The organism is Mesorhizobium sp. M7A.F.Ca.CA.004.12.1.1 (assembly GCF_003997835.1).
Lineage (GTDB): Bacteria > Pseudomonadota > Alphaproteobacteria > Rhizobiales > Rhizobiaceae > Mesorhizobium.
Window position 1 is genome coordinate 1 of the sequence record NZ_RZRK01001189.1, and the last position, 1,301, is coordinate 1,301.

At 66.1% G+C, this 1,301-nt stretch carries 1 protein-coding gene; it reads right to left on the reverse strand.

Annotation, left to right across the window (positions count from 1 at the left end; genetic code table 11):
- A partial coding sequence (locus EN984_RS34975) for a helix-turn-helix transcriptional regulator (RefSeq protein WP_164765939.1) occupies positions 1 to 1,287 on the reverse strand: 1,287 nt, incomplete at its 3' end.
- Positions 1,288 to 1,301 lie beyond the last annotated feature (14 nt).

The window sequence follows — 1,301 nt, forward strand, 5'->3', positions numbered from 1 at the left end:
GATTGCCGCACCGGGCAATGCCGCGCCATAGACGATCTCGTCCCGAAAGCCGATGTCGCAACCGAGCAGCAGCGCGGTGCGGCGCGGACGTTCCGAGAATGCGCCTTGCGGCCCTTCCAGTGTGCGGGCGATGCACAGGAACTCGGCGCCGTCGGGCATTTCCACTGCCTCGACGAAGACCTGGCCGGGTTGGGTGAAGGCAACATGCACGGGCAGCTTGGGACAGCCGCCGCCAAAGCGGCTTTGTGGAAAGCCCTGGCTGCCGGCCTTGCGGAAGCGGTTGCCTGCATTGTCGACCTCCAGCATGAAGAACGGCACCCCCGAGGCACCCTGCCGCTGCAGCATGGTCAGCCGGTTGGCTGCCTGTTCGAAGGAGACGCCGAAGCGCGAACGCAGGACATCGATGTCATAGCGGGCGCGCACGGCAGCCGCGTGAAAGGCCTGATAGGGCATCATCAGCGCATGCGCCGCATAACGGCCAAGTTCGAAGCGGGCCAGGCGGCGCGCCTCGTCGGTGCTCAGCTTGAGCGCCTGGATCTCGCCGGCGACCGCGACCGTCATGCGGATCAGGCAGGCCTCCATCGCGACTTCGCGCAACTGGTCGAACGGCGACAGGCGTTCGGACAGGAACAGGCGCTGCGAATGACGATCATAACGGCGGCGCCAGTTCGGCATGGTGGCGACCGGCAGCACCTTGACCACGATGCCATATTCGCGCTTCAGCCAGGCCTTCAGCGCGCCGAACAGATCGTCGCCGGGATCGAGCACCGAGGTGAACGCCGCGGCCTCCCCCTCGAGGGCAGCGAAATGGTTCGGCCGGCGCTCGAAAATCTCGTGCACCTCGTCGATCGGCAGGCGGGGGCCGGAAAGCGCCGTCGCCCGACCTTCGCGCGCCAATAGCTCGTTTAGGTCGGACAGGCGCTCGGCCTGCTCGCGATAGGCGCGGAACAGTTTTATCACCGCCGCGGACGCGTTGGGCGCGGCCTCGGCAAGCTCGATCAGTTCCTGATCTCCCGGCAACTCGCCGACCAGCAGGGGATCGGTGAACACTTCCTTCAAGGCAGCGACCGACCCCCTCGCCTCGCCCTGCAGCTCGTGCGGATCGACCTTGTAGACGGAGGCCAGTCTGAGGATCAGCTGCACCGTCAGCGGCCGCTGGTTGCGCTCGATCAGATTGAGATAGGAGGGCGAAATGCCAAGACCCTCGGCCATCGCCGTCTGCGTCAGGCCCTTGGCGTTGCGGATGCGGCGGATGCGCGGCCCGGCGAAAATCTTCTGGTCAGCCACGGACTGTCCTTTAC